Source organism: Microcystis sp. LSC13-02, from assembly GCA_002282935.1.
In the GTDB taxonomy this organism is placed as follows: Bacteria; Cyanobacteriota; Cyanobacteriia; order Cyanobacteriales; family Microcystaceae; genus Microcystis.
In genome coordinates, this window is the sequence record MTBT01000165.1 from 1 (window position 1) to 7514 (window position 7514).

General features: G+C 45.0%; 7 protein-coding genes. 3 read left to right on the forward strand and 4 right to left on the reverse strand.

The annotated features are described in order from the left end of the window. Nucleotides 1-182 precede the first annotated feature (182 nt). Nucleotides 183-800, forward strand: a complete 618-nt coding sequence (locus BGL89_RS09950) for a PEP-CTERM sorting domain-containing protein (protein ID WP_286825582.1) — start codon at nucleotides 183-185, stop codon at nucleotides 798-800. A 95-nt stretch (nucleotides 801-895) separates the two neighbouring features. Here the strand turns inward: BGL89_RS09950 and fabD are convergent, their stop codons facing one another. The 3 genes from fabD to plsX form a co-directional block, all read right to left on the reverse strand. Next, complete coding sequence (gene fabD, locus BGL89_RS09955) at nucleotides 896-1822, reverse strand: ACP S-malonyltransferase (protein ID WP_286825583.1); 927 nt, start codon at nucleotides 1820-1822, stop codon at nucleotides 896-898. A 187-nt stretch (nucleotides 1823-2009) separates the two neighbouring features. Then, nucleotides 2010-3011: a beta-ketoacyl-ACP synthase 3 gene (locus BGL89_RS09960; RefSeq protein WP_286825584.1), complete on the reverse strand. Its 1002-nt coding sequence runs from the start codon at nucleotides 3009-3011 to the stop codon at nucleotides 2010-2012. 335 nt (nucleotides 3012-3346) lie between these two features. Continuing rightward, nucleotides 3347-4402, reverse strand: coding sequence for a phosphate acyltransferase PlsX (gene plsX / locus BGL89_RS09965; RefSeq protein WP_286825587.1), 1056 nt, complete (start codon nucleotides 4400-4402; stop codon nucleotides 3347-3349). A 149-nt stretch (nucleotides 4403-4551) separates the two neighbouring features. Between plsX and BGL89_RS09970 the strand changes: the two genes are divergently transcribed. Then, nucleotides 4552-5844 carry a D-alanyl-D-alanine carboxypeptidase gene (locus tag BGL89_RS09970; RefSeq protein WP_286825585.1) on the forward strand — a complete coding sequence of 431 codons (1293 nt, stop codon included), beginning with the start codon at nucleotides 4552-4554 and terminating at the stop codon, nucleotides 5842-5844. A 220-nt stretch (nucleotides 5845-6064) separates the two neighbouring features. On the opposite strand, the gene argC is transcribed toward BGL89_RS09970, so the two are convergent. Beyond that, nucleotides 6065-7126 (reverse strand): N-acetyl-gamma-glutamyl-phosphate reductase, encoded by a 1062-nt coding sequence (gene argC / locus BGL89_RS09975; RefSeq protein WP_286825586.1) that lies wholly within the window; start codon nucleotides 7124-7126, stop codon nucleotides 6065-6067. Between the two features lie 297 nt (nucleotides 7127-7423). Here argC and BGL89_RS09980 point away from each other — a divergent pair. Then, a partial coding sequence (locus BGL89_RS09980; protein ID WP_190718206.1) for a helix-turn-helix domain-containing protein occupies nucleotides 7424-7514 on the forward strand: 91 nt, incomplete at its 3' end.

The following is a 7514-nucleotide window of genomic DNA, read 5'->3' on the forward strand; positions in this document are numbered from 1 at the left end:
TCCTTGGCGAACCCTTCCACTCTCTCCCTGATGGGCTTTTTTCCGGATTCATCAATAAAAAACGGAGAATACTTGACAAATTCGGGGGGGGGTAGGATTATGATGCTTATTACTATTAAGCAATGATTTATGGGGTATAAATAGCAATTTTTACCCATTCTTAAACTTGCAATCAATCAAAAATGACTAATCAACTGCTAAAAGCCCTTTGCCTTCCCGCGATGACTTGTGCCGTTTTCAGTGCCATTCCCGCCCATGCCGCTATTTTTACCGCTACCTATACGGATACTGTTTCAGTAAACTTGGGTGTCGATAACGTTAATGTCGGTGATACTGCGGTTATTACCTATCAGCTTGACAATGGGGGAACTTCCCTGTTGGGCCAAACATGGACCGCGAGTAACATTGTGACTGTCACCTTCAATTTTGGTAATGGGTCCCACGTTACCACCTTTAATCCTAATGGTGGTGATGGGTTGGATTTTAGTGTAGGAAGCTTTGTCACCAATGCCTCAGGACAATTAACGGCTGTTCCTACCGATTGGAGTGATTATAGTAATCTCAATGTCGTCTCAACCAATTCCACACAAACACCTGTAGAATGGTTCGTGAATGGAAGCAATGCCGTTTACTATACTTCGTCCTCCAACAGGGTCGGTTTGACCAATGTATCAGGCAATATCGTTGCTGCTAACTGGACCATTCAACCTGCCCAGACACAGACAACCCCAGAACCAGGTACCCTTTTAGGTTTATTAGCGGTGGGTTCTCTGGGTGCATTGGCTCGCAAACGTCAATAAATGACCAATTATAGTGTAAGGAAGGTTTAAAAGCCTTCCTTTTTGGCTAGGTATCCATCAATTTACTTCCTTTGTCGAAAATGTTGCCAGATAATTTAACCAACACCAACTAATGAACCCTGCAATTTAACATCTTCGTTACCCTTGGATATATTGGCTAATTGACTGATATTTTCTAACTCAATTGCAGGAACAGTTCGTTTAATTAAACCAGTTAAAACTTTACCTGGTCCCACTTCGATCGCTTTTTCCACACCCACATCCAGCAATTTTAAGATAATTTCTCGCCATCTTACGGAGCTAGTCATCTGCTGAATGAGATAACTTTTTAATTCCTCCGCATCGGTGATCGGTTGGCTAGGATTAACATTAGAAATAACGGGAACTTTTGCAGACCGAAAATTAACTAATTCTAAAATCTGCTGAAACTGAATAGCAGCATTTTCCATCAAGGGAGAGTGAAAAGCACCGGATACTTTTAACGGCATAACCCGCTTAACTTTCACTTGACCTAATACCAAATCCACCGCTTCAGGAGTCCCAGAAATCACCACTTGTTCGGCACTATTATCATTAGCAATAACTACATTTTCCGTCTGATTAATCACTGTCTCTAGACTGGTGCGATCGAATTTCATTAAGGCGGCCATTTTACCACCTTCGGCCGCATCCATCAAACGGGAACGGTTTTGAACTAGATTTAATCCTGTTTCAAAATTAAACACCCTGGCCGCATACAAAGCCGAATATTCACCGAGACTATGACCGGCAACTAGATCGGGAAAATGACCTTTTTCTTGCAACAAATCCGCCAAAATACTCTCCACCACAAATAAACAAGGTTGGGTATAAAGAGTACGAGATAGGGTTTCTTCATCCCCTTGACATTTTTCCAGGACCGACCAACCGAGGATTCTTTCTGCTATTTCTAATCTCTCTTGGCCAAGCGCACTTTCCGCTAAATCTCCAATCATTCCTAACGCTTGCGATCCTTGTCCTGGGAATATCCACGCTGTTTTCATAAGTTCTTAAAATAGATAGATAGATGTGTTTGGGTCAGTTGTCAGTTATCAGTTATCAGTTATCAGTTATCAGATGTGAGTTTTTAGTTATCAGATGTGAGTTTTTAGTTTACTGATCACTGTTTACTGTTTACTGGTTACTGTTTACTGTTTACTGATCACTGTTTACTGATCACTGTTTACTGAATTAATCTCCCCAACGGAAGATAATCCCACCCCAAGTTAAACCGGCACCAAAGCCAGAAGAAGCAATAATATCACCTTTTTTGACCTTACCACTCCTGACAGCTTCATCGAGGGCTAGAGGAATCGAGGCCGCGGAAGTGTTGCCATACTCGCTGAGATTGCTGATCACTTTTTCCGGAGGCAGTTTCAGGCGCTCGCTCACCGCGTCCATAATTCTTTGATTAGCTTGGTGCAAAACTAACCAATCGATATCACTGGTGGTTAAATTAGCTCGATAGAGAGCTTTTTCGATGACCTCTGGCACTTTCGCCACGGCAAAACGATAGACTTCCCGTCCGTTCATCCTTAGGGGCTTATAGGTCCCTTTTTGAACGCTTACGCCCTCCTTAAGGGGCAATTCTTCCCCCTCATAGGCGAGATTGAGAGAACCATTCTGGCTGCCGTCGCTATGGAGTTCAAAACCGAGAATGTTATCTTTTGTCTCATTTGCTTGACAAACCACCGCCCCTGCCCCATCTCCAAAGAGGACACAGGTAGCGCGATCGTTCCAATCCAGCCAACGGGAGAGAACATCGGCCCCGATAACCAAGACATTGCGGTAAGTACCAGTACGGATAAACTGGGTGGCGGTGACTAATCCCACCAGAAAACCCGAACAGGCGGCGGTGAGATCAAAAGCGATCGCCCGATTGGCCTTGATCTGACTTTGAACTTGGGCGGCACTACCGAACAGATCATCGGGGGTAGAAGTAGCCAAGAGAATCAGATCGATGTCCCTAGGCGACACCTGAGCCATTTCCAGAGCCTTAATCGCCGCTTGGGCTGCTAATTGACTCAAAGACACCGATTGATCCGCTAAATGGCGTTTACCGATGCCTGTACGACTTTTAATCCACTCATCGGAAGTCTCGACAATTTGGCTGAGTTCTTCATTACTGAGAAATTGCTCCGGTGTGGCCGATCCACATCCAGTTATAGCGACTCCTGCCCCGAATCCGTTCAAAATAGTCCCCCTTATCAGTTATCAGTTATCAGTTATCAGTGGGAAGTGGGAAGTGGGAAGTGGGAAGTGGGAAGTGGGAAGTGGGAAGTGGGAAGTGGGGAAGTGGGAAGAATAAATAAAAATAGTCTCCTGTCTCCTGTCTCCTGACCGCTTCAAGATGACTCACAGCTTAATCTTCACCGTTCACCGACAACTTTTTTAATTGATGATGTCAGTTATCAGTGGGTCAGTCATCAGTTACCAGATTTGAGTATTAAGTGAGCAGTATTAAATAGCAGTTTCCTACTGTCTTTTCACTGATTACTGTTTACTGATAACAGCAAAAGGCTGACGGCTTAATCTTCACCGTTCACCGACAACTTTTTTAATTGATGATGGTGGTCATTGTAGGCTTGAATGCGCTCAGAAGCGCGATTATCGACGGCATTTTTCGCCTGTCGGATGGCATTAAAAATCGAAGGCGCTTGGGAACTGCCGTGACTGATCACACAGACCCCATCGACTCCAAATAACAGCGCACCACCATGTTCCGCATGATCCATGCGTTGTTTGATCTGTTTCAGATTGGGTTTAATTAAAGCCGTCCCCACTTTACCCTGTATCCCCCTAGGTAATTCCTCTTTGAGAATTTGTAGGATAACTCCTCCCACCGCTTCGGCAAATTTTAACAGGACATTACCAACAAAACCATCGCAGACGATCACATCAAATTGTCCCGATAGCACATCCCGGCCTTCAGCATTGCCGATAAAGGGAATTTGCTGGTTATTTTCTAATAATTCGTAGGTTTTTAGGGCGAGATCGTTACCTTTGCTGGCTTCTTCGCCAATATTGAGTAACCCGACTTTCGGTTCTTCAACACCCATAACGTATTTACTGTAAATTGTCCCCATTAGGGCAAACTGCTCTAAATATTTGGGTTTACAGTCCACATTCGCCCCCACATCGAGGATAATCACCGATTTACCCGCTAACATCGTCGGCAGCACCGCACCGATCGCTGGGCGATCGATTCCTTTTAAACGACCTAAACGCAGTAACGCTGCCGCCATGGCTGCCCCGGAGTGACCGGCGGACACCACCGCATCGGCGCGATTTTGTTTGACTAAATCCATGGCCACATTAATCGAGGCCGCTGGTTTGCGACGGATAGCGGTGATCGGCTCTTCGTCCATAGCCACCACTTCCTCCGCGTGGACGATCGTGAGATTCTTGGGACGGGGATGATGCTGGAAATAAGCCTCAATCCGTTCAGAATCGCCGACTAATAATACTTCTACATCTAATTCTTCGGAAGCTCGCATCGATCCCGCGATAATCTCGTTGGGAGCGTAGTCACCTCCCATCGCATCTACCGCGATTCTTGCCCGATTTAATGCCGTTTCTGCCATTGAGTCAGTGGGATAGAAATCTTTAATAAGTTGAGCGGCAGCTCTTGACAAAAGCTGGCCGATCGAGGATTAGTGTTTTCTGATCGAGCAATTGTTAAAAATTACCAATCATTTCTATACAATAAGGCATCATTGCGATTAAGGAAAAGATGTTCTCAGTTTTTAATTTGGCAGTTTTCGGCTTTCTCTTGGGTTGGTTGGGGGGGCAATCCCAACCGATCGCCAATATTCCCCTAATTTCTTGGCAAAATCAACCTATTTTCCACCTTCCCACCGCTCCCGATCCCCGGGTGGCGGCGATCGTGGCCGATTATCTGCAAGACTTGACTAAAAAAGGTTTAAACTCTAGTCAACAACGGGTCTTAATTGAGACGGAATGGGCTGATTTAGCTGATCATCAGGGTAATCTGCCCGCTTCGGGGGCTTCTTTAACTAAAATCGCCACTACTCTCGCCGCCGTGGAAACCTGGCCTCTCGATCATCGTTTTGCTACTCGTTTTTACAGCACGGGAGAGGTAAAAAACGGGGTGTTAGAGGGAGATTTAATTATTGAAGGGGAAGGGGATCCTCTGTTTGTCTGGGAAGAAGCGATCGCAGTGGGCAATGGCCTCCATCAATTAGGCATCCGTCAGGTCAAAGGCGATCTGATCGTTACGGGTAAATTCGCCATGAATTTTCAAACCGATCCCCTCAAAGCGGGAGAATTGCTGAAAATTGGGCTTGATCAATCAAAATGGTCAAAAGAAACCCAAAAAGCTTTTCAAAGCCTTCCTAGCGGCACACAAGCCCCACAGGTGAAGATTTTGGGCATGGTTCGAGCCAGTCAAATTCGCCCCGAAAATGCCCGATTATTGTTGCGTCATCAGTCCTTGACTTTAACGGAACTGTTGCGTCAGATGAATATTTATAGTAATAACGTCATGTCAGAAATGTTAGCGGAGCTACTCGGTGGCCCGGCGGCAGTGGACGCAATTAATACTAAAATTACTGGGGTAGGAGCGGAAGAAATTCAATTAATTAATGGTTCGGGATTGGGGGTAGAAAATCGCTTGTCTCCCCGGGCAGTTATTGAGATTCTCAAGGCCTTGGATCGCAAGTTAGCCAATCAACCGATCAAAGTCGCCGATTTATTTCCGGTGGGGGGACGCGATACCAAAGGAACTATGCAGTGGCGCGCCATTCCCAAAGGAGTGATGATTAAAACTGGAACTTTGGCCCAAGTTAGCGCTTTAGCCGGAGAAATTCCCACCCAAGAAAGGGGTAAAGTTTGGTTTGTAATCATGAATGCCGGTAGTAGCAATATCGAGGGATTCAGAAATCAGCAGGATCGAGTTTTACAAGCTTTAGATCAACACTGGCAAATTCTCCCGGAAGCGACTAAAGGATCGATTCCGCCAAGGGCCTTTTTAGGTGATCCTAGTCGGGTAAGTCAGGGTTTCTAAGGGGTTGATATCAACTTGACAATCAAATTTAGTTTGGTGGGGAGGAACTTTGAGAAGGTTTTGGACTTACTTTTCTGGAGAAGCTGACTACTTTTCTGCCACTCTCTCCTTGCCTTTGCTGCCAATCGGCAAACATCGTATCTAAATCATAGTGACAAAATTTTGCCAGTTTTTCCTGAAATTGAGCAAAGGATGCGTGGTTAAACGCATCCAGAAATTTTTAAGGATAAAAACACATTTGCGGCAAAGCAAGGGATTCTTCCCAACCCATCATGAGATTGAGACATTGTACCGCTTGTCCCGATTGTCCCTTAACTAAATTATCGATCGCTGACATCACTATCACTCGATCGGTTCTCGGATCCACTTCAATACCGAGATAACATAAATTAGTACCACAGGCCCATTTAGTTTGCGGATAGACTCCCCCCGGTAGGATTTTGACAAAGGGAGAAGCGCGATAAAAAGCATTGTAGATAGTGATCAAATCATCCCGCACCAGATTGGGATCCCGCAAAGTTGCATAGACTGTGGACAGGATACCCCGAACCATAGGCATTAAATGGGGAGTGAACTGGACGCGCACCTCATGACCGGCTAAATGACTGCAAATCTGCTCGATTTCAGGAGTATGACGGTGTTTTCCCGCTACATTATAGGCCCCGATCGAACTATCTGCTTCTGCCAATAACATATTAATCTTAGCTTGTCTTCCTCCCCCCGAAGTTCCCGATTTGGCATCAATAATCGTGGTTTCCGGGACAATTAAACCCTGTTTTAACAGGGGAGAAATCGCCATTAAACTAGCAGTAGGATAACATCCGGGGCAACCGATCAAAGAGGCATTTTTAATATCTTCCCGATAAAGTTCCGGTAAACCGTACACAGCCTTAGATGCGATCGCTTGATCCTGACGTTCCTTGCCATACCATTTACTATAGGTTTCTAGGCTAGTAAAACGATAATCTGCCGACAGATCCAACACTTTACACCCTTTAGCGATCAAAGGAGGGGCTAAATCACAGGCTAAACCATTGGGTAAACCCAAGAAAACCACTTGACAACGGGAGGCAATTGTCTCTAAATCGATCGCCTCCACATTAAGATTAATACTATGACCGAGATGGGGATATAAATCACTGTAGGGTTTTCCAGCGCTACTATCGCCCCCCAGATACACTAATTCTACTAAGGGATGTTCTTTGAGCAAACGTACCAACTGTACGCCACCATATCCCGAAGCGCCGACAATACCCACTGAAACCTTCTGTCCTTGCGTCATTTCCCTTATTCCTAAAAATTCTTATCGTTAATATAACGCTTTAGTATGGCTGAATTTTAGCCCAACCAGCAGGATTTAAATCAAAAAACTTCCTGTAAAAATCTAGTATCTCGGCCGGGTTGTCCATAAACCGTCAATTTCTCTTGATCAATAGGCAGTTATCTTAATGATGAGGTACGAAGTTTTCGTTTGAGGGAATCTTTCATCGAAAATTTTGGGTCTGAAACCCCGTCGTGAAACGACGGCTTTACTGTTAAATACTAGCGCATTTACACGATATATGCCAGAATGTGAAATATGGAAAAAGCCTATTCGTTTCGATTTTACCCCACACCAGAACAAGAGTCGCTATTGCGGCGCACTTTGGGCTGTGTAAGATTGGTTTACA